Source organism: Brevibacillus halotolerans (assembly GCF_026891775.1).
GTDB lineage: Bacteria > Bacillota > Bacilli > Brevibacillales > Brevibacillaceae > Brevibacillus_B > Brevibacillus_B halotolerans.
Window position 1 is genome coordinate 433,209 of record NZ_JAPTNK010000001.1, and the last position, 17,012, is coordinate 450,220.

15 protein-coding genes are annotated in these 17,012 nt (G+C 42.3%); 13 read left to right on the forward strand and 2 right to left on the reverse strand.

Going from position 1 to position 17,012, the window contains the following annotated elements; genetic code table 11:
• Nucleotides 1-73: 73 nt before the first annotated feature.
• The 7 genes from O0550_RS01890 to leuB all read left to right on the forward strand — a co-directional run bounded on the left by O0550_RS01890 (nucleotide 74) and on the right by leuB (nucleotide 8,994).
• Nucleotides 74-766 carry a phosphoadenylyl-sulfate reductase gene (locus tag O0550_RS01890; protein ID WP_258425535.1) on the forward strand — a complete coding sequence of 231 codons (693 nt, stop codon included), beginning with the start codon at nucleotides 74-76 and terminating at the stop codon, nucleotides 764-766.
• A gap of 54 nt (nucleotides 767-820) precedes the next feature.
• On the forward strand, nucleotides 821-1,993 hold the full coding sequence (gene sat, locus O0550_RS01895) for a sulfate adenylyltransferase (RefSeq protein WP_242401294.1): 1,173 nt from the start codon (nucleotides 821-823) through the stop codon (nucleotides 1,991-1,993).
• Nucleotides 1,994-2,846: 853 nt separating this feature from the next.
• Nucleotides 2,847-4,571 carry a biosynthetic-type acetolactate synthase large subunit gene (gene ilvB / locus O0550_RS01900; RefSeq protein WP_258425536.1) on the forward strand — a complete coding sequence of 575 codons (1,725 nt, stop codon included), beginning with the start codon at nucleotides 2,847-2,849 and terminating at the stop codon, nucleotides 4,569-4,571.
• A gap of 1 nt (nucleotide 4,572) precedes the next feature.
• Nucleotides 4,573-5,073: an acetolactate synthase small subunit gene (ilvN, locus tag O0550_RS01905; protein WP_003335032.1), complete on the forward strand. Its 501-nt coding sequence runs from the start codon at nucleotides 4,573-4,575 to the stop codon at nucleotides 5,071-5,073.
• 75 nt (nucleotides 5,074-5,148) lie between these two features.
• The gene (ilvC, locus tag O0550_RS01910; RefSeq protein ID WP_258425537.1) at nucleotides 5,149-6,171 is read left to right on the forward strand and encodes a ketol-acid reductoisomerase; all 1,023 of its coding nucleotides are present in this window, start codon (nucleotides 5,149-5,151) and stop codon (nucleotides 6,169-6,171) included.
• A gap of 79 nt (nucleotides 6,172-6,250) precedes the next feature.
• Complete coding sequence (locus O0550_RS01915; RefSeq protein ID WP_022584106.1) at nucleotides 6,251-7,786, forward strand: 2-isopropylmalate synthase; 1,536 nt, start codon at nucleotides 6,251-6,253, stop codon at nucleotides 7,784-7,786.
• Between the two features lie 110 nt (nucleotides 7,787-7,896).
• Nucleotides 7,897-8,994, forward strand: coding sequence for a 3-isopropylmalate dehydrogenase (gene leuB / locus O0550_RS01920; protein ID WP_258425538.1), 1,098 nt, complete (start codon nucleotides 7,897-7,899; stop codon nucleotides 8,992-8,994).
• Between the two features lie 62 nt (nucleotides 8,995-9,056).
• Here leuB and O0550_RS01925 read toward each other — a convergent pair whose 3' ends face one another.
• Complete coding sequence (locus tag O0550_RS01925; RefSeq protein ID WP_003338948.1) at nucleotides 9,057-10,403, reverse strand: TrkH family potassium uptake protein; 1,347 nt, start codon at nucleotides 10,401-10,403, stop codon at nucleotides 9,057-9,059.
• A 282-nt stretch (nucleotides 10,404-10,685) separates the two neighbouring features.
• On the reverse strand, nucleotides 10,686-11,057 hold the full coding sequence (locus tag O0550_RS01930) for a hypothetical protein (protein ID WP_003338947.1): 372 nt from the start codon (nucleotides 11,055-11,057) through the stop codon (nucleotides 10,686-10,688).
• Between the two features lie 263 nt (nucleotides 11,058-11,320).
• Between O0550_RS01930 and O0550_RS01935 the strand changes: the two genes are divergently transcribed.
• The 6 genes from O0550_RS01935 to O0550_RS01960 all read left to right on the forward strand — a co-directional run bounded on the left by O0550_RS01935 (nucleotide 11,321) and on the right by O0550_RS01960 (nucleotide 16,934).
• Nucleotides 11,321-12,022: a pirin family protein gene (locus O0550_RS01935; RefSeq protein WP_258425539.1), complete on the forward strand. Its 702-nt coding sequence runs from the start codon at nucleotides 11,321-11,323 to the stop codon at nucleotides 12,020-12,022.
• 241 nt (nucleotides 12,023-12,263) lie between these two features.
• On the forward strand, nucleotides 12,264-12,776 hold the full coding sequence (locus O0550_RS01940) for a MogA/MoaB family molybdenum cofactor biosynthesis protein (RefSeq protein WP_003338945.1): 513 nt from the start codon (nucleotides 12,264-12,266) through the stop codon (nucleotides 12,774-12,776).
• Between the two features lie 33 nt (nucleotides 12,777-12,809).
• Nucleotides 12,810-14,585, forward strand: a complete 1,776-nt coding sequence (locus tag O0550_RS01945; protein ID WP_258425540.1) for a B12-binding domain-containing radical SAM protein — start codon at nucleotides 12,810-12,812, stop codon at nucleotides 14,583-14,585.
• A gap of 230 nt (nucleotides 14,586-14,815) precedes the next feature.
• Complete coding sequence (locus tag O0550_RS01950) at nucleotides 14,816-15,442, forward strand: DedA family protein (protein WP_003335021.1); 627 nt, start codon at nucleotides 14,816-14,818, stop codon at nucleotides 15,440-15,442.
• The gene (locus tag O0550_RS01955) at nucleotides 15,439-15,819 is read left to right on the forward strand and encodes a DUF1294 domain-containing protein (RefSeq protein WP_258425541.1); all 381 of its coding nucleotides are present in this window, start codon (nucleotides 15,439-15,441) and stop codon (nucleotides 15,817-15,819) included. Before O0550_RS01950 ends, O0550_RS01955 begins: the two co-directional genes overlap by 4 nt.
• Before the next feature lie 32 nt (nucleotides 15,820-15,851).
• Complete coding sequence (locus O0550_RS01960) at nucleotides 15,852-16,934, forward strand: M42 family metallopeptidase (protein WP_096886535.1); 1,083 nt, start codon at nucleotides 15,852-15,854, stop codon at nucleotides 16,932-16,934.
• Nucleotides 16,935-17,012 lie beyond the last annotated feature (78 nt).

Below are 17,012 nucleotides of genomic sequence, written 5' to 3' on the forward strand. Positions count from 1 at the left end.
AGTAGGCAAGTATCCCCAGGGGAACGTGCTACATAAGATGAGTAGGTGATAGCTGAGGAGGAGAGATAGAGCAATGAACAAATTGACCTTACCCGAGATTGGATCGTTGGCCAATCGGTTCGAGCATGCAAAAGCAGAGGAATTATTGACTTGGGCAACGCAAAACTATGGTGCCGGCATTGTACTTGCATCTAGCTTCGGGGCCGAGGATGTGGTGCTAATTGATATGTTGCAAAAAATTGCGCCAAAAACGCCTGTGTTTTATCTGGATACAAATAAACATTTTAAAGAGACATATGAAACGCGTGATCGACTTGAGAAGCATTATGCCACCTCTTTTATTAGGGTGTCACCGTTACTGACCCTAGAAGAACAGCGTATCCAGTATGGAGATGAGCTGTGGAAAAGAAATCCTACAGCCTGTTGTAACATTCGCAAGGTAGAGCCGCTAAAACGTATTTTAAGCAACTATGAGGCTTGGATTACAGGGATTCGCCGCGATCAGGCTCCAACCCGTGCCAACAGCAAAAAGATAGAGTGGGACGAGAAATTTGGTCTGCTAAAATGCAATCCGCTAGCAGCATGGACGAGTGAGGATGTATGGACGTATATCCGCAAGCATGATGTTATTTACAATCCGCTACACGATCAAAATTATCCGAGCATCGGTTGTTCAGTCTGTACCCGCGTGGTGCTCCCCGGGGAAGATTCCCGTGCCGGACGTTGGTCAGGTTTTGAAAAAACAGAGTGTGGTTTACACAAATAAATTCCCTGCATAAAGACGACAGTGAGGAATGTTTAGAAAGGAATGAGAATAATCGTGGCAGAACACTATCTAGCTCATGGTGGGACTCTGGTAAATCGTTTGTTATCTCCTGTATTCGTAGAAGAGAATAACGAACGCTTACTTCCCTATCGTTTCGTTACTGTGGATGAATGGACTTTGTCTGATATTGATTGTATAGGGATTGGAGCCTTTTCTCCGCTAAAGGGTTTTCTAACAGAAGAAGAGTATGATTCAGTGGTAGAGCACATGCGCTTACCTGATGGAACGGTTTGGTCGGTACCGATCACATTGGCAGTACCTGAAGAGTTTAGCGATTTAGCTGTTGGTGAGAAGCTGGTGTTACGCGGACAGGATGGTAAGAATTATGCTGTCCTTACGGTTCGGGATGTCTACCTGCCGGACAAAAAGAGAGAAGCCCTTCAAGTATATAAAACGACTGATCTAGCCCACCCTGGAGTAGCTAAGCTATATCAACGCCCTGCTTTTTACGTAGGTGGGAGTATACAGGTAATTCAACGTCCACAACCAGAGCTGTTTGCCAATTATTATTATACCCCAAGTGAAACGAGAGATTTTTTTAGAAGGCTTGGTTGGAAAAGTATCGTAGGCTTTCAAACAAGAAATCCAGTACATCGTGCACATGAATATATTCAGAAGGCGGCTTTAGAAATTGTGGATGGGTTATTTTTAAATCCGCTGGTAGGTCAAACAAAATCGGATGATATACCTGCCTCTGTAAGAATGAAGAGCTATTTTGTTTTACTAGAAACGTACTATCCGAAAAATCGTGTTTTTTTGGGAGCCTTTCCAGCGGCAATGCGTTATGCCGGGCCAAGGGAAGCTGTCTTTCATGCCCTAGTAAGAAAGAATTATGGATGCACGCATTTTATCGTGGGACGAGATCATGCAGGTGTTGGCGACTATTATGGCACATATGATGCACAACATATTTTTTCAGAATTTACCCCTGAGGAGCTGGGAATAACGCTCTTGTTTTTTGAGCATAGCTTTTTCTGCCAAGCATGCCAAGGAATGGCTACGACGAAAACATGCCCGCATGACAAAGCGCATCACGTTGCATTATCAGGGACTAAAGTACGGGAATTACTCCGAAATGGCATTACTCCTCCACCAGAATTTTCACGTCCAGAAGTAGCGCAGGTGTTAATACAAGGTCTTCGCGAACGAGAAAAAATGCAAGGATAAACTGTGAACACACAGAAGTAGAGGAATACGAATTGAGAGGGAAAAGTGGATAAATACAGTGAAAAATAGACATACGCAGAGAAATGATAGCTTCTCTGCGTTTTTTTTATGCATTTGGATACATAGGGCGTATGGGGAATAAAACAGCAGATAACTAGGTCGACTGTGAATGAGTAGGTATTGAGAAAATAACGAACATTATGTATTTGTATCGTTTTGAATGTTAGTAATTTGTTTAGTTCTACTTTTAAGGAATATTCGTGTGGGACAAATGCTTCAAAGAAAATTCTTTTTAAAAAAACAGGTATGTAAACAAAAAATATTGTATACGCTTTCAGTTATGATCCATAAGAGCCTGATCAATTCTAGTGAGCAATCGTTCGGGAAAAAGTTTAATAAAAAGAATTTGATTTGATTGACACATATTTTGGGGCTGGCTATAATCAGTCATAACAATTATTTTCAGACAATTCACATGACACTTTAAACTGAATTATTTAGATTTGAGAGAATATTTCGATGGCTTTGATGAGGACATGATTGGTTACTCATTCTTTCACAGAGAGTCCGGGATGCTGAGAACCGGATAGGAACGTAATGAATTGCTCGCCTCTGAGCTGTTAGCTGAACGATTTAGGTCTAGTAGGTGTAACCGCTTAGCGCCCGTTATCGCGCTGACAGTCAGAGTTATCACTGACCTGTCCAAGGCTGATCTTCCGCGAGGAATCAGCAAATTTGGGTGGTACCGCGAATCCCTTCGCCCCAATCAGACATCTTTCGTATGTCGGGGTGATGGGATTTTTTTATGCAAAAAAAGACTTTTACTTGCTAAAAGGGATAGGGAGGAGAGAAGATGATCGAGACCGCAGAACAGACGCGGATGTTACCTGAAATGAGATTTGGCGAAGAACTGACAGGGGCAGAAACCCTGTTGCGTTGCCTATTGCTAGAAGGTGTTGAGCATATTTTTGGTTATCCTGGAGGAGCCGTTCTGCCAATTTACGACTCACTCTATGGCAGCCGTTTAAAGCATATTTTGGCAAGGCACGAGCAAGGGGCTATTCACGCAGCCGATGGATACGCAAGAGCGAGTGGAAAGGCGGGGGTAGTAATGGCTACATCAGGGCCAGGGGCTACCAATTTAGTCACAGGCATTGCCACAGCACAAATGGACTCCGTACCGCTCGTCTGTATTACCGGAAACGTTGCCCAAAACATGATTGGAACAGACGCTTTTCAGGAAGCAAACATTACAGGAATTACCATGCCGATTACCAAGCATAACTATTTTATTCGTGATATCCGCGATATTCCGCGCATCATAAAAGAGGCCTTTTATATTGCAACGACAGGTCGTCCAGGTCCGGTGCTGATTGATATTCCCAAGGATGTTTGCAATAGCGTAGCACCGTTCCGCCCGCTTGAAAGTGTTAGCGTTCGCGGCTATTCACCTACTTTGATACCCTCAGACGATGAGATGGAGCAATTTATTACAGCGATCAATAAGTCTACACGCCCAGTCATTTTAGCTGGAGGGGGTATTTTAGCTGCTAATGCTCATCAGGAATTACTTGCTTTTGCAGAACTGACCCGCATCCCTGTTATCAGCACATTTATGGGACTAGGAAACTTTCCTGGAACACATGAATTATCACTTGGTATGCCGGGCATGCACGGGAATTATACGGCTAATCAAGCTTTAATTAATGCAGACTGTGTGATTGGTTTAGGAGCACGTTTTGATGATCGCATTACGATGGGGCGCACGAAGGAATTCGCACCAAACGCCACAATTGTCCATGTGGATATCGATCCGGCAGAATTAGGCAAAAATGTTAAAACAGCAGTCTGTGTAGCAGGAGACATCAAAAGTACGTTAGAAAAAGCATTATTACTAGCTAAACCGCTCCAAACCAGTGCATGGCTGAAACAATTGCATGGATGGCAGAAGGCGCACCCGTACAGCTATAAAAAAGATGGTCAGCTTAAACCGCAGGAAGTAATCGAAATGCTTTATGAAACAACAAATGGTGAAGCAATTGTGACAACGGATGTTGGGCAGCATCAGATGTGGAGTGCCCAATATTACAAGGTCAAAAATCCGCGCTCATTTATTTCATCTGGTGGTCTTGGCACGATGGGCTTTGGTTTTCCAGCAGCGATTGGGGCACAGATTGCTTATCCTGGCCGTACTGTAATCAGCATCGTAGGAGATGGGGGATTCCAGATGACCAATCAGGAGCTAGCGATTTTAGCCCAACACAAGCTTCCTGTCAAAGTGGTTATCATAAATAATCAATGTCTAGGCATGGTGCGACAATGGCAAGAGATATTCTACGATCAGCGCTATAGTTCGATTGATTTAACATGTAGCCCTGATTTTGTGAAATTAGCAGAAGCCTATGGTATCAGAGGAATGCGAGCTACTACCTCAGCAGAAGCTCGGTCTGTCTGGAAGGAAGCATTGGAATTCAATGGACCTGTAGTAATTGATTTTAGAGTAGCAGCTGGAGAAAACGTGTACCCAATGGTGGCAGCGGGATGCACGCTAGATCAAATGATGCTGGGGGATGAGTAACATGCAGCGACATACATTAGCCCTTTTGGTAAACGACCATCCCGGTGTTCTGACTCGAGTAGCCATACTGTTTGGCCAACGCAATTTTAATATCGACAGTATTACGGTAGGCTCAACAGAAGAAGCAGGTTTGTCCCGAATGATTATTACAACAAACGGTGATGAGCATCAGCTTGATCAATTGATGAAACAATTGTGTAAGCTTATTGATGTTATCTCGGTAACCCATCTGAGTAAGGACCCGATGGTAGCAAGAGAAATTGCTTTAATTCGAGTTCATGCCGAAGCTGGTCAGCGGACGGAGCTCACTGGGATTGTAGAACCGTTTCGAGCCTCCATTGTCGATATCGGACCTACATCCATTATTATTCAGGCAACTGGTGATAGTGAGAAAATCGATGCTCTGCTAGCTTTGCTATCTCCTTATGGAATTGAAGAATTAACACGCACAGGAAGCGTAGCAATGGCTCGCGGTCTAAGTCTGGAATTAATGCAAGTTTAATCAGTTAATTTAATAGAAATTGAATTTTTAAAATTTACAAATAAAAACAACCCAAAAACTAGGAGGAATTTACTTATGATGAAAATCTATTATGAACAAGATGCTAATCAAGCTGCTCTATACGGAAAAACTATCGCGATCGTTGGGTACGGTAGTCAGGGTCATGCACAAGCCCAAAACCTACGTGATAGCGGATATCGAGTAATCATTGGTCTACGCCCGGGGAAATCCTGGAAACAAGCTGAAAACGATGGTTTTGAAGTGTACACAGTAGCAGAGGCTACCAGTCAGGCAGATGTTATTCAAATTCTACTTCCGGATGAGCATCAGGGCCGTGTCTACAAAGAAGAGATTCAACCGAATTTAAAAGCAGGAGCGACCCTTTCTTTCTCACACGGATTCAATATTCATTTCGGTCAAATTGTAGCGCCTGACAATGTAGATGTCATTATGGTCGCACCTAAGAGTCCTGGTCACCTTGTTCGCCGTGTATATGTAGAAGGCTTTGGTGTACCTAGCTTGGTAGCTATTCATCAGGATCATAGCGGAAAAGCATTAGAAACAGCTCTTGCTTATGCAAGCGGAATTGGCAGCACCAAGGCAGGGGTTATTGAAACCACGTTCCGTGAAGAGACAGAAACAGATCTGTTTGGTGAGCAGGCTGTATTGTGCGGTGGCGTATCTGAGCTAGTAAAAGCAGGATTTGATACGCTAGTAGATGCAGGCTATCAGCCGGAAATCGCTTACTTCGAGTGTTTGCATGAATTGAAGCTGATCGTTGATTTGATGTATGAAGGTGGCTTAGCTCGTATGCGCTACTCCATCAGTGATACAGCAGAGTATGGTGACTATAGCACAGGGCGTCGCATCGTAACAGATGAAACACGTCAAGAGATGAAAAAAGTCCTTGCAGAAATCCAAGATGGAACATTCGCACGTAATTGGATTCTCGAAAATCAAGCGAACCGCCCAGGCTTCAATGCTCGTCGCCGCCTAGAATGTGAGCATGGCATTGAGCAAGTGGGTGAAAAATTACGCAATATGATGGCTTGGATTCAAAAAGAAAAGAAAGAGGAGCAAGCTCCAGTAAAAGCCTAAGATATCTGATTACGTCAAAAAGCACTCAATATATTTATTGAGTTATAAACAAAATGGAGAGCTGGGAGGAGGAAGTGTAATGCGTACTATCGAGATTTTTGATACCACATTGCGTGATGGAGAACAATCTCCAGGAGTGAATTTGAGCATGAATGAAAAGGTGGAGATTGCTCTCCAACTCGAACGTTTGGGTGTTTCTCGAATGGAGGCTGGCTTTGCCGCTGCCTCCCCCGGTGATCTTCGGTCGGTTGCTGAAGTCGCTAAACGAGTAAAAAATGCAACAGTTGTCAGCCTAGCCAGATCTGTATCAGGTGATATTGATAAGGCCTACGAGGCGCTACGTGATGCTCAAAATCCGTGCATTCATGTTTTTCTCGCTACGTCTCCAATTCATCGCGAGCATAAATTAAACATGTCAAAGGAACAAGTGATTGAACGAGCGGTAGCAGCAATCAAGCATGCGAAAAAGTACGTATCTAACGTACAGTTTTCCGCTGAAGATGCTGGTCGTACGGAGCTTCCTTATTTGGCAGAGGTAGTGAGGGCTGCTATTGCGGCTGGAGCCAATGTTATTAATCTGCCTGACACAGTGGGCTATTTAACACCGCAGGAATACGGAAACATTTTTCGCGAAATGATTATTCGTGTCCCTGAAACGGCGAGTATTAAGCTAAGCTGTCATTGTCATGATGATTTAGGAATGGCTGTTGCGAATAGCTTGGCCGCGATTGAAGCAGGAGTAACGCAAGTGGAAGGTACAATCAATGGAATCGGTGAGCGAGCAGGTAATACGTCGCTAGAAGAAGTTGTGATGGCACTGGAAACAAGAAAGAGCTTCTATCAGGTAGAAACAAAATGGCAGTTGAAAGAAATTGCCCGTACCAGCCAATTGGTCAGCCGTCTAACGGGGATGATTGTGCCTGGTAACAAGGCCATTGTAGGTGCAAACGCGTACGCACACGAATCGGGTATCCATCAAGATGGCGTATTAAAAAATTCGGAAACCTACGAAATTATCCGTCCAGAAACAGTAGGGTACAAGTCTAATCTATTGGTACTAGGCAAGCATTCAGGGCGACATGCCTTTAAGGATAAGCTTGCAGAGCTTGGCTATCATTTGGAGACGGAGCAGATTGATACGGCTTTCCAGGCATTTAAAGTGCTATGTGATAAAAAGAAAGAAGTTAGTGACGACGATATTTTGGCATTAATTGATGCGAAAATGGCTGATAGTGAAGAAATGTATCAGCTTGATTCCATTCAGCTTTCCTATGGCAATCAAAGCACCCCCACAGCCAGCGTACGCATCATTCGCACAGATGGTGAGACTTATGAAGAAGCTGCTTGTGGCAATGGTTCGGTCGATTCCATTTACAAAGCTATCGATAGAGCGATCGGTGAAGATGTCACATTAATTGATTATAAGATTATCTCGGTTACACACGGGAAAGATGCTCTAGGAGAAGTGTATGTTCGTCTGCAGCAAGGAGATGAAATTTCTCAAGGAAGAGGGCTAAGTACCGATGTTATGGAAGCGAGTGCGATTGCCTATGTGCGGGCAATTAACAAGCTGATTCGGGCACGCGGAGAGGTACTTGACGCACAACCAGTCTAATGACCAGTTTACAGCCAAAAGTCCAATGATTCGGATTGAGGAAATAGAGAGAGAATTGCAAATGACCGGGAGTACCAGTTAGTTAAGAAGCGAAAGAGAGAGATCGAGATATGACAAAAACCTTTAATGTGGCCGTTCTTCCAGGGGATGGAATTGGGGCTGAAATTGTTGCCGAAGCGGTTAAAGTATTAGAAGTAGTTGCTGAGCAAACAGGTCACTGCTTTCAGTTTACTTATGGAAAAATCGGCGGTTGTGCGATTGATGAAGAAGGAACACCGTTACCTGAGGAGACAATCCGCATATGTAAAGAGGCGGATGCTGTATTGCTTGGTGCAGTTGGTGGCCCAAAATGGGACCAGAATCCGGGCCACTTACGCCCGGAAACAGGTCTTCTGGGGATTCGCAAAGCCTTAGGTCTGTTTGCTAATTTGCGGCCTGCAACCATGCATGAAAGTCTCTTAGAAGCATCCTCTTTAAAACCAGAAGTAGTGGCAGGCGTTGATTTAATCGTTGTACGTGAATTAACAGGTGGCATCTACTTCGGTGACAAGAAGCGCTATATCGGAGAGGATGGTCAGGATACAGCAGAGGACTTGTTACTATACCGTGAGGAAGAAGTGGAGCGCATCATACGAACCGCTTTTGACATCGCTCGAAAACGGCAAAAGAAGCTTGTCTCCGTGGATAAAGCAAATGTATTGGAAAGCTCACGTCTATGGCGAAAGGTGGCTGATCAGGTTGCTACCGATTACCCTGATGTAGAACTTTCACATATGCTGGTTGACTCTTGCGCCATGCAGCTAGTGCGTGCACCAAAGCAATTTGATGTGATTGTAACGGAGAATATGTTTGGGGACATTTTAAGTGATGAGGCTGCCATGCTGACTGGCTCTATCGGCATGCTGGCTTCTGCGAGCCTTGCTTCAGGTAGCTTTGGCTTGTATGAGCCAGTACATGGGTCAGCACCCGATATAGCAGGGAAGGGCATTGCTAATCCGCTAGCTACGATCTTGTCTGTAGCGATGCTACTGCGTTACTCATTGCATTTAGATGAAGCCGCAGACCGAGTCGAGCAAGCGGTATGGTCTGTATTGGAAGCAGGTCATCGTACAGGTGATCTGGCAGCCAATAAAGCAGAAGCGCTTAGTACGATAGAAATGGGGCAGTTGGTTGTTGCTGAACTAAGGAAGGCAGCAATTGCTAAATAAAATGGAAAAAAGACCACTACAGAAAACAAGTTTTTCTGAGTGGTCTTTTTGTGTTTTTCGCATTACCCGATCATAATTTTTCCTTTTGGATAGCGGAAGTATTCCTTTCGATTTCGCTGGGCTAATGCAAAGGCGATAGTTAACGGTCCTACACGTCCAGCAAACATGGTCAAGGAGATGACAATTTTTCCGATATCAGATAAATCAGGGGTAAGTCCCATTGATAAACCAACCGTTGCAAAGGCAGAGACACTCTCAAAGAGAATCATTAAAAAATCCTTGCCTGGCTCAGTAATCGTCAAAATCATACTTACTATAATTACGATAAATAAGGCCGTCATCGTTACGGTTAGGGATTTATAAATCATATGCGGCAGAATACGTTGACGGTAGAAAATAACATCTTCTCTCCCTTTTATTTGTGCCCATACTGCTCCTAATAGGGTGGCAAAGGTGGTAGTTTTAATACCGCCACCTGTAGATCCAGGTGAAGCCCCGATAAACATTAACACAATCATAAAGAACAAACTCGACTGATGCATATCGCCAATGCTTATCGTATTAGAGCCAGCCGTTCTAGCCGTAACAGATTGATAGAGCGCTCCAAAAAACTTACCAACAGGAGACAATGGCTGTAGCGTTTTGGGATTCGTAAACTCTAGGATAAAAATGGCTAGCGTACCTAGAATAATCAAAATGGCTGTGGTAGTTAGAACAACCTTTGTATGTAATGATAATCGTTTCGTATCTCGATACCCATATACTTCTGCCATCACAATAAATCCAATCCCGCCTAAAATAATCAGCAAACAAACTGTTATATTAACGATGGGATCACTCACATACTTGGTTAAGCTACTGAATTCGCCCATGAGATCGAATCCGGCATTGTTAAAGTTAGATATGGAATGAAACATACCGTAATACAAAGCTTTCGCAAACGGCATATCAAAGGCAAAGCGTAGTGTAAGCAAAATTCCCCCTGTCAATTCGATCAAGCCTGTAAAGATCAGAAGCATCTTGGCAAGCCTGACTACCCCCTCGATAGAAATCTGGTTAAGAGACTCCTGCAACAAGAGACGCTGTTGTAAGGATATTTTTTTCCCCATAAGAAGAGCAAAAAAAGTAGCAAGAGTCATGAATCCTAAACCGCCTACTTGAATGAGTGCTAAAATCACTAGTTGCCCAAACAGTGTAAAAGTTGTTCCAGTATCTGTTACTACTAGTCCTGTTACGCAGGTAGCAGACGTAGAGGTAAACACGGCGTTGATCAAAGAAAGCCCATGGCCGTCGTTCGTTGCAATAGGAAGAGTTAATAAGATGGCACCAATTGCAATGATAAGCGCAAAGCCTAAGACGAGCACCTTGGGTGGGCTTAAATGAAATTTTTTAATTAATTTTACTAACATCGCAACCTCTTCCTTTGCCTGACATTACCTTTTAAGGAAATACGTCGTTATTGATAGTATAACCATTAAAAGTAAGGTCTTACTTTGGTTTGTAGTGGAAACTGCTCACAAGCGTAGCAGAAAATCAATTGTTCATCAATAAGAAAAAGTACCGAAATTCCAATAAATGTAACGTTAAAAAAAGAGTCCGGCATAAGTAGTAAAAGATCAATAAACATGAAGAAGGAGAGCGGTAATTGTGCTCTACAAACAGCTCAAAATAAAAAAAGGCCCAATCAAGGCCTAAAGAGAGTTCCTTTTCGTGCAAGGTGGCCATTGTATTTGGGCTTGAGGATAATGCTCATGTAAACGGCTTTCCATTAGCTCATAGTCTAAAGACAATAGTTCTTCCGTAGTAGGCTTGGTTAAGGTTAACACGATCCAGTTTACATGGGAGGGTTTACCTGGTTCTGAGTATTTTTCCCCTTCATATACCGCCTTTTTATACGTTAAAAGCAGATTTTGTCTGATATTACTTGGCGTATCTAATAAATGAAACGTACCTTTTCGTCTAGCTTGCCTAAATGCACGTAAGGGATGAAATAAACGACTCATAAAATACCAACAAAGAAAGAAGCAACCAATAGGTAAAAGTATTTTTAGTAATAAAGCCATAAGGATGGGATGCCTCCTTTTCTCGATATTTTCCTTGATCTATATGAATAGGAAGTAGTGTTTTTGCATGAAAAAATAATCGACATAAAACTTCGATTTATTCTGTATACGGAGGTAGAAGATATAAGTTTCAAAAAAGGACTCGATTCATTTTGTTTTCAATAAATAATTAGTTACTTTACAAAAGTTAGTTACTTTGATACGATGGAAACAAGAATATATCGTTACAATACCCACAAACTAAAGCTATGAGGTGAGCTACTATGATAAAAATTTTTCCATCAGATTCTCGTTTCCAAGCGAATCATGGCTGGTTGAAAACACAATTTAGTTTTTCCTTTGCAGAATATTATGATCCAGACAATATGAACTTTGGTCCCATGAGAGTGCTAAATGACGATACCATCCAAGCTGGATATGGTTTTGGAACACATCCGCACAAGGAGATGGAGATTGTTACGATCATGCTAGAAGGTGTTCTGCGCCATAAAGACAGTACAGGAAATGAAGAGGAGCTTAAGCCGGGCGAAATTCAACGTATGTCTGCTGGTACAGGTATTTTGCACTCTGAGTATAATGGCTCCACTACGGAGGAAGCGAAGCTGCTTCAATTATGGTTTGAACCGAAGGAGTATGGCTTAACGCCGTCATACGAACAGTTTGCTTATGATCAAAAGGCGATGCTAAATGCCTTATTGCCTGTCGTATCGGCTAATCAACAAGAGCATCGTGTTGCACATATCCATCAAGATATGACTATTTATTTGTCTCGTTTAGAAGCAGGCAAGAACATCTTGTTCTCACAGCAGACGAATAGACGAACGTTCCTATTTATCATGGAGGGACAAGTAGAGGTCAACGGACAAGTATTAGAACGACGTGATTCAGCGCGAATTACCGATTTGGATAAGCTGGAGCTAGTAGCAGGACAAGACTCCTATTTTATGCTGATTGATTTGCCATAAGTGCTTTTCATTTATGTATGAATACAAGGCAAGAGATATGTAAGTAAGTTATCATCCATTAGCCCGAACTTTGTGGTCTAGAGTGCCACAGAAGTGTCGGGCTTTTGCGCTTGGAAAAAGAAGGGTATGATAGGAATTACAATCTAGTTTTTTCGTTGCTTGTCTCTATAATCTGGCTTATGATCGAGTACAATGGAACTGTAGCGTTTTGAAAAAGAGGTATCCGAGGAGGAATAATGAAATGAGCACAACCGAACATAAAGCAACTGCACCTAAAAGTGTGGGGGTAATGGTTGTCACCGTATCTGATACAAGGGACGAAGAAACAGATAAAAGTGGAAAACTAATGAAAAATCTTTTGGAAGAAGCGGGTCATACCACTCTTCTTTATTATATTGTAAAAGATGAACCAGCGCAGATACAGGCTGTAATTGAGCAAGGTATAGAGCACCCAGAGGTAGATGTAATTTTGCTTAACGGAGGAACTGGTATTGCTCCTCGTGATCATACATATGAGTCGGTAAAAGGATTGCTTGATAAAGAGATGCCCGGGTTTGGCGAGATTTTCCGCATGCTAAGTTATACCGAGGATATTGGTTCCGCATCCATACTATCTAGAGCGATAGCGGGCACCTATAAGGGAAAAGCGATTTTTTCCACACCAGGTTCCACAGGAGCGGTTAAACTAGCAATGGTCAAATTAATCCTGCCCGAATTAGGACATGTTGTCAGAGAATTGCGCAGAACAGTATAATGAAGGGCGTAGAAAAAGGAGTGACCATATCTAATGAAAATTTTACTTGCAACCCTTAACGCCAAATATATTCATTCTTCTTTGGCTTTACGGTATTTGCGTAGCTATGCAAAGCCTCATTATCCAAATATCGAACTGGTCGAATACACCATTAATGATGTTTTGATTAATATTGTTGGGGATATTCATAAGCGTCAGCCTGATATCATTGCTTTTTCCTGTTATATCTGGAATATTCGTGAGACGCTGGACGTAATTAATAATGTAAAAAAGATTTGTCCAAATGTGCCGATTATATTAGGAGGTCCAGAAGTCTCGTACGATACAGACGAATGGATGAAAAATTATCCTGCCATTGATGTAATTGTAATGGGTGAGGGTGAAGAGACATTTCTGGAATTATGTCAGGCTTATGACCGGGCAAAACAAACCGGTGACGCTCCGCTATTAAAAGAAGTACCAGGTATTGCTTATCGGGATGGGGAACGTGTCCGTTTTTCGATGCAACGTATACAAACGAAGGATTTAAACCATTTACCATCTCCTTATGAAGAGGATTTAGATGAATTAAATAACCGTGTCGTTTATTTTGAAGCATCTCGCGGTTGCCCTTTTCGCTGTCAGTACTGTTTGTCCTCCATTGAAAATGGAGTTCGCTATTTTGATCTAGATCGGGTGAAGCGCGATTTGAAGCGTTTAATAGATCATGGAGTGAAAACCATTAAATTTGTGGATCGGACATTTAATATTAATAAGCAGTATGCTATGGAGATCTTTCAATTTTTAATTGATAACCATAATGGAACCATTTTTCAATTTGAGATAACAGCCGACATCTTGAAGCCAGATGTAGTGGACTTTTTAGCTGAGAATGCGCCGCCAGGTATTTTCCGCTTTGAAATTGGGGTTCAATCAACAAATGACGAAACCAATCGTCTTGTACAGCGCCGACAAAATTTTGAAAAATTAAGTTATACCGTGCTGAAAATCAAAGAATCTGGTAAAATTGATCAGCACTTAGACTTAATCGCGGGATTACCAGAGGAAGATTATGCATCCTTCCGCAAGACGTTTAATGAAGTATTTGCTTTGCGTCCGGAAGAGTTGCAATTAGGCTTTTTAAAAATGCTACGAGGTACAGGTGTGAGGGCTCGTGCTGCAGAACATGGGTATATATTTATGGATCAGTCACCCTATGAAATCCTTGGGAATAACGTACTTTCCTTTCATGACATGCAGCGCATTAAGCGTACGGAAGATATTTTAGAGAAATATTGGAATGCTCATAGAATGGACAAGGCGTTTGAATGGATTATTGCTCATCATTTTGCGACGCCATTTGATTTCTTTCAAGAGTTTGGCGATTATTGGGAAGAGCAAGGCTGGGGACGCTTTGGGCACCAGCTAGAAGATTTGTTTATTCGTCTCCAACGTTTTCTTGAAAGGAAAGCTCCTAATCAAACAAGTCATTCATTAAGTATGTTAAAGTTTGATTACTTATTAAGTCAGAAATATCGGCCGCGTAAAATCTGGTGGGAAGATACGATCAACAAATCAGAATTACAAGCGATTTATCAAAATGTAGCAAGTAAACGTAAAGATTTACGTGCAGATTTTGCCCTACACGCTGAAACAGAAAAGGAATATGCGAAACATACTACAGTAGCGCATGTCTCATTTAATGTAGAACACTATATAAAAACGGGTGAAATGGTTGAAGGTAATTTTGTTTTGGTGATGTATTATCCATTTGTGGAAGGGGCTTCCAATACATTCGTCTGTGTACCGGTACCCCAAACAGTTGCCTAGACAGTACCCGGAAGGAAACAGACAGTAGTATAAAGTGACCTAGGTACGCGATCCACACTGCTATTTTTGCACCATGCCCAAAGTAGTTCTTACACATGACGAAAACCTTTATTGCCTAAACTTTTCCTGCGAATTCGATGAGGAATGTAACGAAAATGATAAGTAAATCGTAATACCAACGATAAAGACGTTTGGATCTCAGATAAGACAAAAGGGGAGCTTCTTTGGACATGAGTGTGGATGTGTTACTTCATTTTATTGAACAATATGGATATCTGGCCATCTTTTTCCTCCTGTGGCTGGGCATTGTGGGTTTGCCTGTTCCTGATGAACTGGTAGTAGCAACAGGTGGACTAGTGGCTGCTCTGGGTTACTTGAATCCGTACTATGCCTTTTTTGCTGGCTATTTGGGAGTGGTTTCGGGTCTGTCTATCGGCTTTTTTTTAGGACGTTGGGTAGGTCCACCTATACTTACTCGGTTAGCTAAGAAAAAGAAATTTGGACCTTATATAGATCGATCGACCGCACTCATTCAAAAATATGGTACGTTTTCACTGTTTATCAGCTATTTGCTGCCAGTTGTACGTCATTTAGTGCCATATGTTGTTGCAGTCGGAGGTATGACTTTTCGTAAATATGCGCTATATTCCTACTCCACTGGTCTGATTTGGGCGTTGGCGTTCTATTTTTTAGGTTATTTTTTTGGTAACCATGTCGATCATATTATCGCTGTGAGCCGTCATTATGGTTTTATCACATTGTGGGTGATACTAGCCCTAATTATAGGCTTGATTCTTTATCGCTTTTGCTGCTTTAAAAAACGTTCGAATAAAACACCAGAGGGGGATCAAAAGTGATCCCGAAAAAATTACAGGCTCATAAGCGCCAGAGAAATAGTATTTTTCTAGTAACATTGGTTATGCTGTTAATTGGAGTTGTATTACATCAGCTTCTGCTTATTTCAATAGCGATTGGATTCATCAATCTTTATGCGCTGTGTGCAATGGGATGGGACAAACGTCTTGCTCGCAAGCATAACTCTTGGAGAATACCCGAGGCTACGTTTTTTTTGCTAGCTGCGCTTGGAGGTGCTGTGGGCGTAGGTTTAGGGATGCTCTTATGGCGTCATAAAACTAAGCATCCGTCTTTTTGTGTTCTGATACCACTTTGTTTATTATGGAATGGTGGGGTTTTGTATGTGATGTGGTATTATGTGATACCATATTTCGTATGATACAACACGCAACGCAGAAAGGAATGAAAGATATGGATCAAAAGACTGAACAAATGCTACGTGATCTAACAGAGGCTCATGGTGTACCCGGTTTTGAACAAGAAGCTCGTCAGGTTATGAAATCATACATAGAACCGTACGCAGATGAAATTACTTATGATAATTTAGGGAGCCTAATCGCTAAAAAAACAGGCGATGCTAACGGGCCTAAAGTGCTAATCGCGGGACATTTGGACGAAGTTGGCTTTATGGTAACGCGGATTACAGATGAAGGTTTTCTGAAATTTCAACCGCTGGGTGGATGGTGGCCGCAAGTTATGCTGGCACAGCGCGTACATATTCAAACCAAGGATGGCTTCCTAGATGGAGTAATTGGCTCTATTCCGCCTCATGTTATGCCAATGGAAAAGCGCCGTAAAATGGTTGAAATCAAAGATATGTTTGTGGATATTGGAGCTTCCAGTATAAAAGAAGCAGAGGAATTCGGGGTTCGTTTGGGTGATCCGATTATTCCGGTGTGTCCATTTACCGTATTAAAAAATCCAAAAATGCTAATGGCGAAAGCATGGGATAATCGCATGGGTTGTGCTGCTGCTATTGACTTAATGAAGGGGCTTCAAGGTGTGGAACACCCTAATACCTTGTATGCAGCAGGAACTGTAATGGAGGAAGTTGGTACTCGCGGAGCTTTCACCGTAGCTAATTTGGTAAAACCGGATATTGGTATTGCAGTAGATGTGGGGATCGCTGGTGATACGCCAGGCGTCAGCAAAAATGATGCACCATCCAAAGCAGGTGCCGGGGTTGAAATTGGGCTATATGACGCTCGCATGATTGCACCGCAAAAATTACGTGATTTTGTTATTGAGACGGCTGAAATGGAAAATATACCGTATCAATTAACTTCTATTCCAGGTGGGGCTACAGACGCGGCGGCGTTTACTCTTACGGGTAGTGGGGTACCATCCATTGCGCTTTCTGTAGCAACGCGTTACATCCATAGTCATGCTTCTGTGCTTCATTATGATGATTATGAGAATCTGGTAAAATTATTGGTTGCTTTGGTGAAGCGCTTAGATAAAGAAAAAGTAGCCGAATTGACTTCTTTTGAATAAGTAAAAACAAGGTGGGCTTTGGTTGTAAACCAAGGCTCACTTTTTTCTATGCAAAAAAGACAACGGTAACTTAACTTG

What these genes read in the sequence shown, in the direction of transcription:
- O0550_RS01950 (WP_003335021.1), top strand. Translation starts at nt 14,816, where the DNA reads ATGAGTGTGGATGTGTTACTTCATTTTATTGAACAATATGGATATCTG.
- O0550_RS01930 (WP_003338947.1), bottom strand. Translation starts at nt 11,057, where the DNA reads ATGGCTTTATTACTAAAAATACTTTTACCTATTGGTTGCTTCTTTCTT.
- O0550_RS01925 (WP_003338948.1), bottom strand. Translation starts at nt 10,403, where the DNA reads ATGTTAGTAAAATTAATTAAAAAATTTCATTTAAGCCCACCCAAGGTG.
- O0550_RS01960 (WP_096886535.1), top strand. Translation starts at nt 15,852, where the DNA reads ATGGATCAAAAGACTGAACAAATGCTACGTGATCTAACAGAGGCTCAT.
- ilvB (WP_258425536.1), top strand. Translation starts at nt 2,847, where the DNA reads ATGATCGAGACCGCAGAACAGACGCGGATGTTACCTGAAATGAGATTT.
- ilvC (WP_258425537.1), top strand. Translation starts at nt 5,149, where the DNA reads ATGATGAAAATCTATTATGAACAAGATGCTAATCAAGCTGCTCTATAC.
- leuB (WP_258425538.1), top strand. Translation starts at nt 7,897, where the DNA reads ATGACAAAAACCTTTAATGTGGCCGTTCTTCCAGGGGATGGAATTGGG.
- O0550_RS01945 (WP_258425540.1), top strand. Translation starts at nt 12,810, where the DNA reads ATGAAAATTTTACTTGCAACCCTTAACGCCAAATATATTCATTCTTCT.
- O0550_RS01890 (WP_258425535.1), top strand. Translation starts at nt 74, where the DNA reads ATGAACAAATTGACCTTACCCGAGATTGGATCGTTGGCCAATCGGTTC.
- ilvN (WP_003335032.1), top strand. Translation starts at nt 4,573, where the DNA reads ATGCAGCGACATACATTAGCCCTTTTGGTAAACGACCATCCCGGTGTT.
- O0550_RS01915 (WP_022584106.1), top strand. Translation starts at nt 6,251, where the DNA reads ATGCGTACTATCGAGATTTTTGATACCACATTGCGTGATGGAGAACAA.
- O0550_RS01940 (WP_003338945.1), top strand. Translation starts at nt 12,264, where the DNA reads ATGAGCACAACCGAACATAAAGCAACTGCACCTAAAAGTGTGGGGGTA.
- O0550_RS01935 (WP_258425539.1), top strand. Translation starts at nt 11,321, where the DNA reads ATGATAAAAATTTTTCCATCAGATTCTCGTTTCCAAGCGAATCATGGC.